This is a genomic window from Rhodococcus erythropolis NBRC 15567 (assembly GCF_001552595.1).
GTDB classification, from domain to species: domain Bacteria; phylum Actinomycetota; class Actinomycetes; order Mycobacteriales; family Mycobacteriaceae; genus Rhodococcus_F; species Rhodococcus_F erythropolis.
Genome location: NZ_BCRM01000001.1, coordinates 506,624 through 520,343, shown reverse-complemented (window position 1 = coordinate 520,343; position 13,720 = coordinate 506,624). Strand labels below are relative to the sequence as shown.

Genomic DNA, 13,720 nt, shown 5'->3' with positions numbered 1-13,720 from the left:
CCGAACGCGTCGGTGCCATTGGTTACAGTCGATGTTCACCGAAAGACAGGGACCAGTCATGATCCATGTTCGCCACTCCGCGGTTGCTGCCGTGCCGGTTGATGTCGCCTTCGACTACATCGACGACTACCGCAACGTCCCGACGTGGATGTTCGGTGTTTCCGAGTTCACACCGTTCGGAGAGTTCGATCAGGGGCTCGGCGCCACGTTCGACGCGGCCATGCAGATCGGGCCAAGCACGTTGCGCTCCAAGCTCGAGGTCACCGAGTGGGAGAAGAATCGGATCATCAAGCTGTCTTCGCTCGGCGGTGTATCCAACTCGTCCACGTGGGAGTTCGCCGCGATCGACGATTCCAAGACCGCGCTTTCCGTCGACTTCGCCTACAAACTCCCCGGCGGCATTGCCGGCAAAGCTCTCGGCCGCTTGATCGGGCCGTTCGTCGAAAACGCTGTCAGGAACAGCGAGGAGACGTTGCGCCACAGCCTCGAGCAGCAGTTCGCGGCCCGCGGCGAAGGCTGAAACTACCCGCGGTCGCCTTCGAGGCCCAGCGCGTTGGCCCACACCTGGGTAGCCGTCTTGACGACGTCCTCGAACGGGACGGGGTTGCCGTCGGCGCCAGGTTCCTCGGAGACGAACGAACTGTAGGCAAGACGGCTCACCATCGCCGACAGTGCTCGGGAAGCCAGCAGCGGATCCAGTGAGCCGTCTGCCTTGCCAGCTGCTTGCAGGCGTTCGATGGCTCGCGCATTGCGAGAAATGAAGGTCTCGGCTCGGTCCCGACGCAGTTTCGCGAAGGCCGGATCGATGTGCGATACCTGCTCGAGCAGACCCATCAGTTTGGCGTTGCGGCGGAAAGCCGTCAGGTAGGCACGGTTACTCGATTCGAGGACCGCATACGGATTGTCGACGTCGCGGACCCGTCCCATGCCGGGGTGCAACATGTCTTCCTGCGCAACGTCGAGAACTGCGGCGAAGATCTGCTCTTTGTTGTCGAAGTAGGTGTAGAACGTGCCGGTGGAGCAGTTCGCTTCCTTGGTGATGTCGGTCAGCCGGGCGTCGAGGTACCCCGCTCGCTCGAACACCGTTCGAGCCGCTGCGACCAGAGAAGCCCTGGTCCGGACGCCGCGGGCAGTCACCGGCAGGTCACGCAGAAGCTCCGTCGCAGCCATGGATGGTGGCGGACGGTCTTCCCAGTTCTCCTGAGGTTCGGCGCGAGAGGTCACCAGCTACTTATACGGCAAAGCCGGCGACATCTCGGCATCGGCGTCAGGTGATGGTGATTCCTCCGTCGACGGCGATGGTCTGACCGGTGACGTATCCGCCTGCCTCGGACGCGAGCCACACCATGGTGGCCGCGAGCTCTTCCGGATCGCCCATGCGGCCGAGGATCAGGCGCGGAGCCATCGCGTCCAAGTAACCGTCGTTGTATTGGTCTGTCATTTCCGACTTGAAGAAGCCGGGCGCGATCGCGTTGACGCGAATGCCCTTGCGCGTTCCCCACTGCTGTGCGAGGTCACGGGTCAACCCGACGACGCCTGCCTTGCTCGCCGCATAGGCGGCCTGTGGGAGTCCGGCGGTCGTCAATCCGAGAATGCTCGAGATGTTGACGATGGAGCTGCCCGGGAGCATGACGCGGCCGCAGGCCTGCGCTGCCCAGTAGGACCCATTGAGGTTGATGTCGATGACGGCGCGGAACTGGTCCGGGGTCTCACGGGTCGCCGGAACAGCGGTTCCGACGCCGGCGTTGTTGACCAGCACGTCCACGCGGCCGAACTTCTCCATCGCGGCGTCGACCATGTTCTGAGCCTGAGCCGGATCGACGATGTCGGTGGCCACGCACAACGCTTCGCGGCCTGCGTCACGCACGAGCTTGGCCGTGTCTTCGAGCTTGTCGACGCGGCGAGCAGCGAGGACGACGTCCGCACCCGCCTCTGCTGCGGCTTTCGCAAACGCCACCCCGAGGCCCGACGACGCACCGGTCACGATGACCACTCGATCGGTCAGAGAGAACTTGTCGAGAACAGACATGCGCGGTGATGCTCCTGTGTCGTCGGGTTCGGGAAGTGACGTATGGACTGCAGTGACGTATCGACTGCAGTGACATATGGACTGCAGTTGCGAAATTACAGGCCGAGATCGCGGCCGATGAGTTCCTTCATGATCTCGTTGGATCCCGCCCAGATCTTGGTGACGCGGGCGTCCATCCACGCGCGAGCGGCGCGGTACTCGGTCATGAAGCCGTAGCCGCCGTGCAACTGAACACAGTGATCGAGGACCTCGTTCTGAACCTGCGCGGTCCACCACTTCGCCTTGGCGGCGTCGATGGCGGTCAGCTCGCCGGCAGCGTGTGCTGCGACGCAGTTGTCGACGTAAGCCTGGGTGACCTCGATGCGGGTCACGAGATCCGCGAGAAGGAATTTGTTCCACTGCAGCGAGCCGATCGGCTGACCGAAAGCCTTGCGGTCCTTGGCATATTGCAGCGTCTCTTCGAGGATCGGAGCAGCGTGCGCGATGTTGGACACCGCAGCGCCGACGCGCTCCTGCGGCAGCATTTCCATCATGTGGATGAAGCCGCGGTCGATCTCACCGATGATGTTGGTGGACGGCACGCGAACGTTCTCGAAGAACAGTTCGGCGGTATCGGACTCGTGCTGGCCGACCTTGTCGAGCTTGCGTCCGCGCTCGAAACCTTCCATGCCGGTTTCGACGGCAAAGAGCGTGATGCCCTTGGACTTCTTCTCGGGACTGGTCCGCGCCGCCACGATCACGAGATCAGCGTTGTAGCCGTTGGTGATGAAGGTCTTGGAGCCGTTGATGATCCAGTCGTCGCCGTCCTTGACCGCAGTGGTCTTGAGCGAGGCGAGGTCGGATCCGCCGGAAGGCTCGGTCATGCCGATGGCCGTCAGCATCTCACCGGTGCAGAACTTGGGCAGCCAACGCTGCTTCTGCTCTTCGGTGGTGAGCTGAACGAGGTACGGAGCAACGACGTCGGCATGGATGCCGAAGCTCGAGGCAACAGCTGCACTGGCACGCGAGAGTTCTTCGGCCAGAACAGCGTTGAAGCGGTAGTCGCCGGCTTCGCTTCCGCCGTACGCCTCTGGAACCTCGAGTCCGAGGAAGCCGTTGCGTCCCGCTTCGAGCCAGATTTCACGATCGATGAAGCGCTGGTCGATCAGCTTCTCTGCGACCGGAAGGATGTTCCGGTTGACGAATTCGCGGGCAGATTCGCGAAATGCCTCGTGATCGGGTCCGTACAGAGTGCGACGCATGACGAGTTGCTTCCTTTCGGCGTGGCAATGCCACACGTAACGATGTTCCTAAGCATCCGCTTAGAATCTAAGCATCTGCTTATAGTGAATCGAGAGCGGGATATTGTCAACATCGAAATCCGTCACACCTGGAGGAAACCGTGAGCGATTCACCTGACGTGGTGATCAGCCCCTCCAAAGCTGCGGCCCGTATCCGCGCGGCAGCCGTGGACGCTTTTGCCTCCGCGGGCTACGGCGGCACCACCACCCGTGACATCGCCGCACGACTCGACATGAGTCCCGCCGCCATGTACCCGCACTATCGCTCGAAAGAAGAGCTGCTTTTCGCGATCAGCTTCGAAGGGCACACCGAAGCGTTGAAGGTGGTCGAGGGCGCCGACAGACCGGGTGAAGAGCCGTCCGTTCGCCTCCAGGAACTGGTCAGCACCTTCGCCAGTTGGCAGGCCGGGCACCACTCACTCGCTCGCGTCGTCCAATACGAACTCACTGCACTCACACCAGAGCACTACCGAACCGTCGTCGCGCTTCGTCGCAGCACGACGCGGGTGGTCCGGGAGGTTGTCGACGCCGGCGTCCAGTCGGGCGACTTCACAATCCCCGATGCCGAAGGCGTCACCCTCGCCTTGATGTCCCTGTGCGTCGACGTGTGCCGCTGGTTCCCAGCCGGCAATTACACGAATCCGGAAGACATTGGAAAACTGTACGGAGACCTGGCATTGAGGATGGTGGGCGCCGCCTGAATCAGGTGACACCGACCGCAGAAAGGACTCGGCCAGTGGCCAACCGCACCTATCTCTACTCGACCCCTGTTGCTCCGCATGAGAATCCGGCTGCCGCTCGCGCCCGAGGTCTCACCGGTATCTCCGAGTGGTCGTACGCGATACCGCTGGTCCCGAGGATCCTTGTGTCCGTGAATCCCTTCGCCCACCAGTCGGTCATCTGGGACGACACCCCAGACCTGATCGCGGTCACCGCGCCCTGCGGTCCTGGTATCGCCCGGCTCGAAGACTTCCTCGGCAGAATCGATCACCCCGAACTCGGCACGATGGCCGGCGATGCGCTGCGTTTCCTGCGCAGCCACACCGAGCCCGACCACTACTTCGTCCTCGAGTGTGGCGAGATCTTCGACATGGACGACGAACCGTTCGCCGAACAGGGCACGGCCCTGATGACCGGTCTGGCGGACATCGACGCCGAGATGGAGGCGGCGCTGGCCACACTCGCACCCGCCAAGCCGCGCTTCTGGGAGCGGCTGTTCACGCCGACTCAGGAGAGCGTCGAGGAACCGCTACGCGAGCTCGGCCTCGGTTACTGGTCCGAGACCCTGTACTTCGATCTCGACGTCCCGCGATAGGCGAACCGAGCATCCATCGGTTTCAGACCGGTTGGTCCGCAAACAGGTACCCTCGGATTTCGTGTCCGACTACGCCACCGATCTGCCAACCTCTGCGTCCACCGTCCTCGGCGGTTGGGGTCGCACAGCCCGAACTACCTCGCATGTCGTTTCGACTCCTGATGTAGAGGCGATCGCAAAGGCCGTCGCCCGCGTCGCAGACGACAACGCGGACAAGCCGTTGCACCTCCGACGTGGAGTCATCGCTCGTGGTCTGGGCCGGTCTTACGGAGACAACGCGCAGAACACCGGCGGCTTGGTCATCGACATGACTGCCTTCCGTCGAATTCACAAGATCGATGCCGAGTCCCGTCTCGTGGAGATGGACGCGGGAGTCTCTCTCGATCAACTGATGCGCGCGGCGCTACCATTCGGTCTCTGGGTACCGGTACTCCCCGGAACACGCCAGGTAACCATCGGCGGAGCGATCGCCTGCGATATTCACGGCAAGAACCACCACACCGAGGGCAGCTTCGGAAATCATGTCCGCTCGATGGATCTGCTCACTGCTGACGGCAGTATCCGAACACTGGAGCCGCAAGGCCCGACATCCGAACTCTTCTGGGCTACCGTCGGCGGGATCGGACTGACCGGGATCATCCTGCGCGTCACCCTCGAGATGACGCCGACCGAAACGGCATACTTCGTCAACGACGGCGCACTGACCGCAAGCCTGGACGAAACCGTCGCTTTTCACAGCGACGGCAGCGAAGCCGACTACACGTATTCGAGCGCCTGGTTCGATGCAGTCAGTGCGCCGCCGAAGCTCGGCCGGGCCTCGATCACGCGTGGTTCGTTGGCGACCATCGACCAGCTTCCGCTGAAATTGCAGAAGAACCCGTTGAAATTCGATGCGCCACAACTGTTCACGACACCGGATGTTTTCCCCAACGGCTTGATGAACAAGCTATCGGCGTCAGCGATCGGCGAGTTCTACTACCGCACCGGCGGCAACTACGTCGGGAAGGTGCAGAACCTGACGCAGTTCTATCACCCACTCGACCTCATCGGCGAGTGGAACCGCGCGTACGGGTCCAAGGGATTCCTGCAATATCAGTTCGTGGTGCCGGTCGAGGCAGTGGACGAATTCAAGAGCATCATCCGCGACATCCAGGGCTCGGGGCACTACTCGGCACTCAACGTCTTCAAACTTTTCGGCGAGGGAAACGCTGCCCCACTGAGCTTTCCGATGTCCGGGTGGAACGTGGCCTTCGACTTCCCGATCAAGTCCGGCCTGGGTGAGTTCGTCGCCTCCCTCGACAAACGGGTACTCGAATTCGGCGGTCGCCTCTACACCGCCAAGGACTCTCGGACTACCGCGGCGAGCTTCCACTCGATGTATCCGCGAATCGACGAGTGGATCCAGATGCGCAGAAATATCGATCCGACAGGTGTTTTTGTGTCCGACATGGCCCGAAGACTCGAATTGATCTGAGGCGCCGATCAGTCAGAGATCTCACCGAGCCGACGCTCCAAGTAGGCCCGCTCCGGTTCCGTACCAACCAGATTCAGCGCACGTCGGTATGCAGACATTGCCGCGTCGGTGCGCCCCAACCGCGCGAGCAGTTCGGCGCGCGCGAGGTGATACGGGTGGTAGTCGGCAAGTTTGGGCTCCGCTGCCAGTTCTTCCAAAGCTGCCAGCCCAACCTCCTCGCCGTCGCGAATCGCCAGCGCCACTGCCCTGTTGACTGCGACGACAGGCGAAGGCGTCAACGTGAGGAGCACTCCGTAGAGCGCGCAGATCTGCGGCCAGTCGGTGCTCTCCACATCCGCAGCCTCGTCATGCAATGCGGCGATGGCAGCCTGCACCCCGTACGGCCCCGGCGCTCCCCCGGTCAACGCGACCACGACGAGGTCGCTGCCTTCCTCGATCATCGGCTGGTCCCAACACCCGCGATCCTGGTCCTCGAGGAGGACGATCCCGCCACCGGCGTCGGTACGGGCATCCCGACGCGCGTGGACGAGAAGCATCAACGCCAGCAACCCGGCGATCTCGCGCTCATCGGGAAGCAAAGCGCGCAAGATCCTCGCCAGCCTGATCGCCTCCACCGCCAGGTCGACGCGTTGCAGATCCGGACCCGAACTGGCGGCATACCCCTCGGTGAACACCGAATAGATCACCTGTAGAACACCGGGCAGGCGCTCCGGGAGTTCTTCGGTGCTGGGAGTTCGGAAGGGAATCCGAGCCTGACGTATCTTCTTCTTCGCACGCACGATCCGCTGCGCCATTGTCGCCGAAGGAACGAGGAAGGCCCGAGCAACTTCGGGCGTCGTCAACCCGCCGAGGCAACGCAAGGTGAGTGCGATTCGGTCGTCCTCGGCCAGCGCCGGGTGCGAGCAGGTGAAGAACAGCTGCAACCGCTCGTCGGGAAGTTCTCCGTCGACCGTGGGCGGCGCCGGGTCGGCACGATCGGCGTCCACCTGCATCACCGCCAATCGCGCCGCATAGGCCTGATCACGACGAAGCCTGTCGACGGCTTTGCGACGCGCCGTGGTCAGCAGCCAGGCGCCGGGTTTGGCCGGCACTCCGTCCACCGGCCAGTGCACCAACGCGGCCTCGACGGCTTCGGAGGTAACTTCCTCGGCCAGATCCAGATCACCGAAACGGCGGACGAGCGAGGCCAAGAGTCGTCCACGTTCCTCCCGGAACACTGACTCGATGGAGTTCTCGGCCTGCTCGTCCACGGCGCATCAGTCCCCGAACCCGGCCAGTGGACGCACCTCGACGCTGCCGCCGTCGCGCGCGCCGGGGCACCGCGCGGCCCAGGCCAGCGCCGCATCCAGATCAGGAACGTCGATGACGTCGTAGCCGCCGAGGATCTCACGGGTTTCAGCGAAGGGTCCGTCGGTGACGGTCTTTTCTCCGGACTGCGAGACCCGAACCGTCGTCGTAGTCGTCAGGTCGGCGAGGGCATCGCCGGACACCCAGATACCGGCATCCTTCATTTCCTTGTCATATTGCTGCCAGTCCTCGAACGTGCACTGGGGTTCGGTGTCTCCGCCGGGCGCGGTGTAGATGAGCAACATGTACTTCATGACTGACTCCTTGGTCTGTTGTTTCTCTTCCGGCTTTCTTGCCTTACAACATGACGACGAACGGTTCTCCCCGGAATCGACAGGCGACTCGAAAAAACTTTCGGCGGGTTCGTCCGAGGTGCTGCCGTTAGGCTGAGTGTATGACCGAACGCGACCGGGACGCCGCTGGGAAACCCCTCAATTCGCGGCCCCGTGACGGACTCGGACGTCCACTGCCACGCGACTCAGCGGGCGGTGTCCCGCGCATTCCGGACGATGTACGCCTGCCACCAGACGAGTCGATCACCGAGGCGCAGCGCCTCCTCGACCACGGCATGCCTTTCCACGCACACGAGATTCTCGAAGGAACGTGGAAAAGCGCGCCGCCCGAGGAACGTGACCTGTGGCAGGGACTGGCTCAGTTGGCCGTCGGGCTCACCCATCTGCTTCGGGGCAACAACACCGGCGCCGTCTCACTCCTCGGCCAGGGTCACGACCGCATCAGGCACTACGAGGTCGAGAGTCCGCACGGCCTCGATATCCCCGGTCTACTGACGTGGTCCGAGCACCTGCTCGCCGAAATCGATCGCCCCGGCGATTTCCCCGCCCCTCCGATTCCGAGGTTGAGAATCCCCTGATGCCCATCTTCCCCATGTTTCCGCTCGGCTCCGCTTTGCTACCGGGTGAGGTGTTGCCCCTGAACATCTTCGAACCTCGGTATCGCGCACTGGTCGAGAACGTTCTCGAAGCTGCCGACGGCCCACTGTTCGGAGTAGTGCTCATCGCTCGTGGCCACGAGGTCGGTGGCGGCGAATCACGCCACGACGTCGGCACTCTGGCTCGGATCGAGTCTCATGTCGCCATGGGTGCCGGGCGGTATCAGTTGTATTGCCGGACCGAAGACCGCATCCGGGTCAATCGATGGCTGCCGGACGATCCCTACCCACTTGCCGAGGTCGAATTGTGGCCTGACGAGAACAACGGAACACCAGTCACTGCTTACGAATACGACTCGCTCCTCGAGCGCATCGAGTTCATGTACGGAATGTTGGGAAAGCTCGCACTTCGGGCCGGCGAACAGACTCCGCGAATGCCTGTCCCACCGGATCCCTTGGATCCGCTGGGTTCTCGGCTGTATGCCCTCGCCAGGAGCATTCCGATGGGTGACGCCGATCGCCTGGCGATTTTGACCGCGCCAGGCGCCGACGAACGTATTCGCACACTCTCGGAGGCAGTCGAGAACACCATCGAGGTCGCGCAGTTCAATCTCCTCTGAGCGCAACTACGCCATCGTCTGACCCATGTCGATGACGATCTTCGTCCCGGTGACCGCGCGGGAGAGGTCCGTCGCAAGGTAGACCACGGCGTTGGAGATGTCCTCGACGGTGGTGCGTGGGACGGACGTGAGCGGCCACTTGTACGAGTTCATGTACTCCGGATGAGTAGTGAGCACCTTACCCACGTTGGGATCGTTGCCCATCTCAGTCTCCACCGCGCCAGGGTGGATGCTGTTGACTCGAATGTCGAAGCTACCCAATTCCGTTGCCGCAGTGCGAGCCAAACCCACGAGACCGTGCTTGGCCGCCGAGTAGTGCGCACAACCAGGCGCTTCGGCGACGCCGGCAGCACTGCTGACGATCACGATGGAACCACCGTTGCCCGCCTCGATCATCGAGGGAACCGCAGCCGCCATCGTGCGCCACACACCATTGAGATTGATGTCCACCAGCGTCGACCACTGTTCTTCCGGCATCTCCCAGAAACGATTCCACGTAGCGATGCCCGCATTGGCGATCACGACGTCGAGGCGACCGAACTTGTCGACGCCCGACGCCACCGCCGCCCGCAGCGCCTTGAGGTCACGCACATCCGCTACCGCGGTGACGATCTCGCGCCCCTCTGCTCGCACGAGACGGGCCGTTTCTTCGAGGTCGGCTTCAGTCGCGGCCGCGTAACCCACGTCTTCAGACACCGACGCGCACACGTCGACAGCGATGACGTCGGCACCTTCCTGCGCGAGTCGGATCGCGTGATTGCGTCCCTGACCCCGCGCTGCACCGGTGATGAAGACGACCTTGCCTGCCAAGAGTTGTGTCATGGCCGGGACGTTAGACGCTGATGTGGCCCGCTGCCCCTGAGTTCCCGCTCGGCGGGAACCAGCCATCCACGATCACGACGTGCAGATTTCGCGGACCGTGTACACCTTCGACGCGTTCGAGTTCGATGTCGGAGGTTGCCGACGGGCCGCTGATCATGGTGGTGGGACGCTGCGGCGTCAGCCGCGCAATCGCCTCCGGCACTCCCACTTCCACACTGCTGCGATACACGACGCAGATGTGTGTGTCCGGTACCAGAGTCAACGCACGACGTCCCTGCTCCGGACCGGCGTCGAGGAAGATGGTGCCGGTCTCGGCGCACGCTACCTTCGAGCCGGTGACAACGGCGTCGAGGTTCTCGAGTTCGGGAGCCGGTACGTCCGGGCTGTCCACCACCAGCGTTCCGTCGAACCCGGCTACCCATGATCGGTCGAGGCCGGCGGGGATCCCCAGAGTGTTCAGTCCGTGCTGTCTCAGTATTCCGGCGACGGCCTCGGCGATTTCTGTTGCAGCGCAATGGTGAACGTGCGCCTTGTAGTCCACCAGACGGTCGACAAACAAATCGATGAGTTCCCCGTCGGACATGGTTCTGCCAGTCCGGTAGTTTCGCGGTATCTCGCCTTCACCGGCGGGCGCCAAGGTGATGGCATCACGAATGCGTCCGAGCACCACGTCACGTGAATTCATCTGTCTGCCTTCCCGTCACGACGCGCCTCGTCCAATGCCTCGCGGCCTTCGTCGGAGTCCCACCAGGATCGGAAGGTCTGCTTGGGCGGTGCGGGAATGTCTCTGGCAGCTGTCCAACCGTTCAATGGAGGTGGCAATGTGGAGATCTTCCCCTTCTTGCCGGCCACGACGCGTCCGAGCCCGGCAGCTTTCTGAGCCAGCGTCCACCTGCCCTCGGTCGACATCGCCAGAGATGCGGCTTTCATCGCCAAAGACTCTGCCGTGACACCGGATTGCTCGACCTTCTGGTGCCGCAATTCGACCAGCAGCGACGGGATGTCGATCTTGACCGGGCAGGCGTCGAAGCACGCACCGCACAGACTCGAGGCAAAAGGAAGAGTCGAATTCGGATCGTCTTTGCCATGCATGCCCGCGAGCTGCGGAGTCAGTACCGCGCCGATCGGTCCCGGATAGGTGGATCCGTAGGCGTGGCCACCGGTGCGCTCGTAGACCGGGCACACGTTCAGGCACGCCGAGCACCGTATGCAGCTCAGGGCTTCCCGCCCGATCTTGTCGGCAAGCGCGGCGGTCCGGCCGTTGTCGAGGAGGACCAGGTGAAATTCCTGTGGACCGTCGTCAGGCGTCACGCCGGTCCACAGGGAGGTGTACGGGTTCATCCGCTCCCCCGTCGACGACCGCGGCAACAGTTGAAGGAAGACCTCCAGATCCTGATAGGTCGGCAGAATCTTCTCGATGCCCATGACGGTGATCAGTGTTTTCGGCAGCGTCAGGCACATTCGCCCGTTGCCCTCCGACTCCACGACGGTCAGAGTGCCCGTGTCCGCGATGCCGAAATTGGCGCCGGATACGGCGACGGGCGTCGTCATGAACTTGTGGCGTAAGAACTTTCGTGCAGCTGCGGCAAGTTCGGCCGGGTTCTCCCCGAGGTTCGGATCGACATCTGGCATCTCACGCAGGAAAATCTCGCGAATCTCTGACCTGTTGCGATGGATCGCAGGAACCAGGATGTGCGACGGTTTGTCGTGGCCGAGCTGGACGATCAATTCCGCGAGATCGGTCTCGTAGGCGATAATTCCCTGGGTTTCGAGATGCTCGTTGAGACCGATCTCCTGCGTTGCCATCGACTTGACCTTGATGACCTCGTCGGAGCCGGTGGCTTTGACAAGCTCGGTCACAATGGCGTTGGCCTCGTTGGCATCCGCTGCCCAATGCACCTGCCCACCGCGAGCGATTACTGCAGCTTCGAACTGTTCGAGCAGTTCCGGCAACCGCGCCATGACGTCGGCCTTGATCGCCGAACCCGCATCCCGCAGCTCCTCCCAATCGGGGAGCTCTCCAGTTACGTTGATGCGCTTGGCACGGATGGTATGCGTTGCCTTGCCGATATTGCGTCGCAGTTGCGCGTTGGCCAGCTCGTGATGTGCTGCGACAGGGAACTTCTCAGTACCTCGCAGGAACCCTGCACCTTCGGGTGACCTCGGCGGAAAGCTGGGCAGACCCAGCGTCACAGCGCTCATGCGTGCACCCGGCTTTCCACCGATGCCAGAATCTCCGCGAGGTGAATGGTCTTGGCGCCCATCTGCAGTCGTGACATCCCACCGCCGATGTGCATGAGACAGGACGAATCTCCGGCGCTGCAGAACTCTGCGCCGGTGTCGGCCACATGGCGAATCTTGTCAGCCAACATGGCCGTCGACGTCTCGGCGTTCTTGATGGCAAACGTGCCGCCGAAGCCGCAGCAGGAATCTGCTTCCGGGAGTTCGACCAGATCGATGTCGCGGACGTTGCGCAGCAACTGAAGTGGCTTGTCTCCCACTCTCAACATGCGCAGTGAGTGACAGGTCGGGTGATAGGTGACCCGGTGCGGGAAGTACGCGCCCACATCGGTGACACCGAGAACATCTACGAGGAATTCGGAAAGCTCGTACGTCTTTGCCTTCACTGTCTGCACCTGCCCACACAGCGACGCGGTGCCGTAGCGCTCGGCAACGATCTCGTGTTGATGACGGATCGAACCGACGCACGATCCCGATGGTGCGACAACGGCGTCGATCGACGCATCACCGAAAGTATCGGCGTAGTTCGCGACCAGTGGCAGCGCGCCCGGCTGGTAGCCGGTGTTGACGTGCATCTGCCCACAGCAGGTCTGCCCGGACGGAAACACGACGTCGTGCCCGAGACGGGTGAGCAGGAGGGCGGTGGCCTTGACGGCGTCGGGAAACATCGTGTCCCCGATGCAGGTGGCGAACAGCGCTACTCGCATGTGGTTCCCCGCAATCTGTCGGTGTGGTCTGACCACAGTAATACATCCCCGGACAGGCCACCCCGTAAACGGCGTCCACCCGGTTATGCTCTTGCCTCATGCCGACCGAGCCGAGCCCGCGAGCGTGGGAACAAGTACTGAGCCACCTCGAACGTCGGCTCGTTTCAGGCGAGGTGTCTCCTGGCCAGCGCCTGCCGGGAGAGAGAATTCTGGCAGCAGAGTTGGGCGTCGGACGGTCATCGGTCCGAGAAGCGTTGCGGGTCATGGAAGCACTCGGCCTCCTCAAGGCGCAGACTGGCTCCGGCCCGACGTCCGGCGCGATGATCGTGGCCAAACCGACCGGCGGCATGACCATGCTGATGCGGATGCAGGTTGCAGCACAAGGGTTTCCGGTCTCGGATGTGGTGAAGACACGACTCGTTCTCGAATCCGAGGTGATGCAGTCCCTGGCATCGCGGACCCCGACGCCCGACCTCAGCACGGCCGTCGAACTGCTCGACTCGATGGATGACGTAAATCTCTCCGCCGAGGAATTCCTACTACTCGACGCGCAATTCCACGTAGCGCTCGCCGACGCGGCGGGCAATCAGGTGATCGCAGCCATGATGACCGGCCTACGAGAGTCCATCGAGGCCTACGTTCTCGCGGGCGTGCAGATCGACAGCTGGCCGAGCACCTGCATGCGACTGCGTCACGAACACCGAGGATTGGTCGATGCGGTCAACGCGGGTGACGGCGAACTCGCACGTCAGCGCATAGTCGGACACATCCGCGGTTACTACTCGGAAAGCGCTCACTCCAGCCGGTGACAGGGGGTGGTAATTGCACCTCCAGAAGTCGTGTACTGTTGGTTTCACACCGACGCGGGGTGGAGCAGCTCGGTAGCTCGCTGGGCTCATAACCCAGAGGTCGCAGGTTCAAATCCTGTCCCCGCTACAAAGAAGAGGCCCGTAGGTTGCGAAAGCGACCTACGGGCCTTTTGCTGTGCGCCTTTAT

At 62.6% G+C, this 13,720-nt stretch carries 16 protein-coding genes and 1 tRNA gene; 8 read left to right on the top strand and 9 right to left on the bottom strand.

Annotation, left to right across the window (positions count from 1 at the left end; genetic code table 11):
• Nucleotides 1-58: 58 nt before the first annotated feature.
• Nucleotides 59-520 carry an SRPBCC family protein gene (locus RE4_RS02530; RefSeq protein ID WP_029256351.1) on the top strand — a complete coding sequence of 154 codons (462 nt, stop codon included), beginning with the start codon at nucleotides 59-61 and terminating at the stop codon, nucleotides 518-520.
• A 2-nt stretch (nucleotides 521-522) separates the two neighbouring features.
• Here the strand turns inward: RE4_RS02530 and RE4_RS02525 are convergent, their stop codons facing one another.
• The 3 genes from RE4_RS02525 to RE4_RS02515 form a co-directional block, all read right to left on the bottom strand.
• The gene (locus RE4_RS02525; RefSeq protein WP_019745481.1) at nucleotides 523-1,170 is read right to left on the bottom strand and encodes a TetR/AcrR family transcriptional regulator; all 648 of its coding nucleotides are present in this window, start codon (nucleotides 1,168-1,170) and stop codon (nucleotides 523-525) included.
• A 97-nt stretch (nucleotides 1,171-1,267) separates the two neighbouring features.
• On the bottom strand, nucleotides 1,268-2,029 hold the full coding sequence (locus RE4_RS02520) for an SDR family NAD(P)-dependent oxidoreductase (protein ID WP_003939707.1): 762 nt from the start codon (nucleotides 2,027-2,029) through the stop codon (nucleotides 1,268-1,270).
• Nucleotides 2,030-2,124: 95 nt separating this feature from the next.
• Nucleotides 2,125-3,270: an acyl-CoA dehydrogenase family protein gene (locus RE4_RS02515; protein WP_007730036.1), complete on the bottom strand. Its 1,146-nt coding sequence runs from the start codon at nucleotides 3,268-3,270 to the stop codon at nucleotides 2,125-2,127.
• A gap of 140 nt (nucleotides 3,271-3,410) precedes the next feature.
• On the opposite strand from RE4_RS02515, the gene RE4_RS02510 reads away from it, so the two are divergent.
• The 3 genes from RE4_RS02510 to dprE1 all read left to right on the top strand — a co-directional run bounded on the left by RE4_RS02510 (nucleotide 3,411) and on the right by dprE1 (nucleotide 6,098).
• On the top strand, nucleotides 3,411-4,010 hold the full coding sequence (locus tag RE4_RS02510) for a TetR/AcrR family transcriptional regulator (protein WP_020970923.1): 600 nt from the start codon (nucleotides 3,411-3,413) through the stop codon (nucleotides 4,008-4,010).
• Between the two features lie 35 nt (nucleotides 4,011-4,045).
• Nucleotides 4,046-4,624: a DUF7822 domain-containing protein gene (locus RE4_RS02505; protein WP_019745483.1), complete on the top strand. Its 579-nt coding sequence runs from the start codon at nucleotides 4,046-4,048 to the stop codon at nucleotides 4,622-4,624.
• A 61-nt stretch (nucleotides 4,625-4,685) separates the two neighbouring features.
• Complete coding sequence (dprE1, locus tag RE4_RS02500; RefSeq protein ID WP_060938247.1) at nucleotides 4,686-6,098, top strand: decaprenylphosphoryl-beta-D-ribose oxidase; 1,413 nt, start codon at nucleotides 4,686-4,688, stop codon at nucleotides 6,096-6,098.
• 8 nt (nucleotides 6,099-6,106) lie between these two features.
• On the opposite strand, the gene RE4_RS02495 is transcribed toward dprE1, so the two are convergent.
• Nucleotides 6,107-7,348, bottom strand: coding sequence for an RNA polymerase sigma factor (locus RE4_RS02495; protein ID WP_060937933.1), 1,242 nt, complete (start codon nucleotides 7,346-7,348; stop codon nucleotides 6,107-6,109).
• 6 nt (nucleotides 7,349-7,354) lie between these two features.
• Nucleotides 7,355-7,699, bottom strand: coding sequence for a YciI family protein (locus RE4_RS02490; RefSeq protein ID WP_007730031.1), 345 nt, complete (start codon nucleotides 7,697-7,699; stop codon nucleotides 7,355-7,357).
• A gap of 140 nt (nucleotides 7,700-7,839) precedes the next feature.
• Here RE4_RS02490 and RE4_RS02485 point away from each other — a divergent pair, with 140 nt between their 5' ends.
• Both RE4_RS02485 and RE4_RS02480 read left to right on the top strand, forming a co-directional pair.
• Nucleotides 7,840-8,316 (top strand): DUF309 domain-containing protein, encoded by a 477-nt coding sequence (locus tag RE4_RS02485; protein ID WP_060937932.1) that lies wholly within the window; start codon nucleotides 7,840-7,842, stop codon nucleotides 8,314-8,316.
• Complete coding sequence (locus tag RE4_RS02480) at nucleotides 8,316-8,954, top strand: LON peptidase substrate-binding domain-containing protein (protein WP_003940076.1); 639 nt, start codon at nucleotides 8,316-8,318, stop codon at nucleotides 8,952-8,954. The genes RE4_RS02485 and RE4_RS02480 overlap by 1 nt, the downstream gene beginning before the upstream one ends.
• A 6-nt stretch (nucleotides 8,955-8,960) precedes the next feature.
• On the opposite strand, the gene RE4_RS02475 is transcribed toward RE4_RS02480, so the two are convergent.
• The 4 genes from RE4_RS02475 to RE4_RS02460 are packed head-to-tail and all read right to left on the bottom strand — an operon-like array spanning nucleotide 8,961 to nucleotide 12,724.
• Nucleotides 8,961-9,776, bottom strand: a complete 816-nt coding sequence (locus RE4_RS02475; protein WP_060937931.1) for a mycofactocin-coupled SDR family oxidoreductase — start codon at nucleotides 9,774-9,776, stop codon at nucleotides 8,961-8,963.
• Between the two features lie 10 nt (nucleotides 9,777-9,786).
• Nucleotides 9,787-10,461 carry a LutC/YkgG family protein gene (locus RE4_RS02470; protein WP_060937930.1) on the bottom strand — a complete coding sequence of 225 codons (675 nt, stop codon included), beginning with the start codon at nucleotides 10,459-10,461 and terminating at the stop codon, nucleotides 9,787-9,789.
• Nucleotides 10,458-11,978 carry a LutB/LldF family L-lactate oxidation iron-sulfur protein gene (locus RE4_RS02465; protein ID WP_060937929.1) on the bottom strand — a complete coding sequence of 507 codons (1,521 nt, stop codon included), beginning with the start codon at nucleotides 11,976-11,978 and terminating at the stop codon, nucleotides 10,458-10,460. Before RE4_RS02465 ends, RE4_RS02470 begins: the two co-directional genes overlap by 4 nt.
• Nucleotides 11,975-12,724, bottom strand: a complete 750-nt coding sequence (locus tag RE4_RS02460) for a (Fe-S)-binding protein (protein WP_019745490.1) — start codon at nucleotides 12,722-12,724, stop codon at nucleotides 11,975-11,977. The genes RE4_RS02465 and RE4_RS02460 overlap by 4 nt, the downstream gene beginning before the upstream one ends.
• A gap of 98 nt (nucleotides 12,725-12,822) precedes the next feature.
• On the opposite strand from RE4_RS02460, the gene RE4_RS02455 reads away from it, so the two are divergent.
• Both RE4_RS02455 and RE4_RS02450 read left to right on the top strand, forming a co-directional pair.
• Nucleotides 12,823-13,533, top strand: coding sequence for a FadR/GntR family transcriptional regulator (locus tag RE4_RS02455; protein ID WP_020909270.1), 711 nt, complete (start codon nucleotides 12,823-12,825; stop codon nucleotides 13,531-13,533).
• Nucleotides 13,534-13,586: 53 nt separating this feature from the next.
• Nucleotides 13,587-13,660, top strand: a tRNA-Met gene (locus tag RE4_RS02450).
• Nucleotides 13,661-13,720: the final 60 nt, after the last annotated feature.

Coding starts and splice junctions, on each gene's coding strand:
- RE4_RS02530 (WP_029256351.1), top strand. CDS start 59: ATGATCCATGTTCGCCACTCCGCGGTTGCTGCCGTGCCGGTTGATGTC.
- RE4_RS02465 (WP_060937929.1), bottom strand. CDS start 11,978: ATGAGCGCTGTGACGCTGGGTCTGCCCAGCTTTCCGCCGAGGTCACCC.
- RE4_RS02470 (WP_060937930.1), bottom strand. CDS start 10,461: ATGAATTCACGTGACGTGGTGCTCGGACGCATTCGTGATGCCATCACC.
- RE4_RS02480 (WP_003940076.1), top strand. CDS start 8,316: ATGCCCATCTTCCCCATGTTTCCGCTCGGCTCCGCTTTGCTACCGGGT.
- RE4_RS02485 (WP_060937932.1), top strand. CDS start 7,840: ATGACCGAACGCGACCGGGACGCCGCTGGGAAACCCCTCAATTCGCGG.
- RE4_RS02515 (WP_007730036.1), bottom strand. CDS start 3,270: ATGCGTCGCACTCTGTACGGACCCGATCACGAGGCATTTCGCGAATCT.
- RE4_RS02490 (WP_007730031.1), bottom strand. CDS start 7,699: ATGAAGTACATGTTGCTCATCTACACCGCGCCCGGCGGAGACACCGAA.
- RE4_RS02525 (WP_019745481.1), bottom strand. CDS start 1,170: ATGGCTGCGACGGAGCTTCTGCGTGACCTGCCGGTGACTGCCCGCGGC.
- RE4_RS02460 (WP_019745490.1), bottom strand. CDS start 12,724: ATGCGAGTAGCGCTGTTCGCCACCTGCATCGGGGACACGATGTTTCCC.
- RE4_RS02455 (WP_020909270.1), top strand. CDS start 12,823: ATGCCGACCGAGCCGAGCCCGCGAGCGTGGGAACAAGTACTGAGCCAC.
- RE4_RS02475 (WP_060937931.1), bottom strand. CDS start 9,776: ATGACACAACTCTTGGCAGGCAAGGTCGTCTTCATCACCGGTGCAGCG.
- RE4_RS02520 (WP_003939707.1), bottom strand. CDS start 2,029: ATGTCTGTTCTCGACAAGTTCTCTCTGACCGATCGAGTGGTCATCGTG.